General features: G+C 57.6%; 2 protein-coding genes and 1 pseudogene. 2 read left to right on the top strand and 1 reads right to left on the bottom strand.

Translation table 11 applies throughout. From position 1 onward, the window contains the following. Nucleotides 1-103: 103 nt before the first annotated feature. On the bottom strand, nt 104-679 hold the full coding sequence (locus JCM25156_RS17025; RefSeq protein WP_025814094.1) for a gluconokinase: 576 nt from the start codon (nt 677-679) through the stop codon (nt 104-106). Between JCM25156_RS17025 and JCM25156_RS29060 the strand changes: the two genes are divergently transcribed. Together JCM25156_RS29060 and JCM25156_RS30250 are read left to right on the top strand one after the other, a co-directional pair. Continuing rightward, entirely contained in the window at nt 594-935 is a 342-nt protein-coding gene (locus tag JCM25156_RS29060; protein WP_183479402.1) for a hypothetical protein, read from the top strand. The genes JCM25156_RS17025 and JCM25156_RS29060 overlap by 86 nt on opposite strands. A 160-nt stretch (nt 936-1095) precedes the next feature. Next, nucleotides 1096-1275 (top strand): annotated as a pseudogene (locus tag JCM25156_RS30250) (hypothetical protein); the annotation flags it as partial.

The following is a 1275-nucleotide window of genomic DNA, read 5'->3' as shown; positions in this document are numbered from 1 at the left end:
CCTGTTCATTCTGGGCCGTCACCTTAATGATGACGGGGCGCGCGACCTGACATGGCGGCCCGCCACCCCGCCGCCCTGAGCGACGGCGTCTCTACGCCCTGCCTTACGTGGGCAGACGGGAGAGATGGGTGCAGGCCAGATCGGCCAGATGCTCCTGCGGGGCGGTCACGTCGAGTTCCAGCACCACCTCGTCGTGCATGTCCGGCTCCTCCAGCGTTTCAAACTGGCTGTCGAGCATGGCCGGGGGCATGAAATGGCCGGTACGTTCCCGCAGGCGCGGCGCAATATCGTCCTTGCTGCCCTTGAGATAGACAAAGCACACATCCGCGCTACCACCGGAAATACGCTCGCGATACTTCCGCTTGAGCGATGAGCAGGTCACGATGCCGCACTGCCCCTGCTCCCCCCATTCGCGAACCTGATTGGCGATGCGGTCAAGCCAAGGCGCGCGATCCGCATCGGTCAGGGGGGTGCCCTTGCTCATGCGGGCGATGTTATCCGCCGGGTGCAGGTCGTCCCCCTCGATAACGGGCCAGCCAAGGCGTTCGCCAATAAGCCGGGCCACCGTACTCTTGCCGCACCCCGAAACGCCCATGACGATCAGGACGCAGGGTCTGCCTGCCTTCCTGAGCCGGTGCGAGAGGGAAACCGAATCCATATTCTGCTGGGTGTCACACATTCCGTATCTGCCGGATAATATCAGGGAAATTCATATCAGCCCCTATCTGGACCACGCGGCGGGCACAATGCAAGGGCACGGTCCGATCACGAGAGGGCAATGGAAGGAACGCGCGCCAGCATCTTCGGGAATATTAAAAAATATTTTCATTCCACCTGAAGAAATGCCCCGCCCCGCACCCGGAAAACGTTTCGCCATCCGTGCATTTTATTTTAAAAAACATTATGTCACGATAATTGCGGCGGTTATTTACTGACAACAGGCTTATGCCCTTGCCTTACGCAAGGCAGGCGCGTTATATACGCAATTAATTACCAAAAAACAGCGCCATTAGAATATCGGGCATAGGAATAGATTCCTAAAATACGATTTTAGCCACATTCCTCTTGGCGCATTGAGTTATCGAGAGTTCTGCTGTGTCATCTTATAACGATTTTCTTTCCTTACCGAAGGAAGAAGACCAGACCTCCCATCGGGATGAAGTAAATGAATCAGCATTCAGGCAGGCCCTTGAACGGCTAGGCAAGGGTAAATCCGCGCCGCGCGGGGCCGGTGGCGGCAAGACCGCCCAGCCCAAGCAGCGCGCCCCACGCCAG

This window comes from Komagataeibacter kakiaceti JCM 25156 (assembly GCF_000613305.1).
Note: the sequence above shows the minus strand (reverse complement) of the source record. Positions and strands in the feature narration are given on the sequence as shown.

What these genes read in the sequence shown, in the direction of transcription:
- JCM25156_RS17025 (WP_025814094.1), bottom strand. Translation starts at nt 679, where the DNA reads ATGTGTGACACCCAGCAGAATATGGATTCGGTTTCCCTCTCGCACCGG.
- JCM25156_RS29060 (WP_183479402.1), top strand. Translation starts at nt 594, where the DNA reads ATGACGATCAGGACGCAGGGTCTGCCTGCCTTCCTGAGCCGGTGCGAG.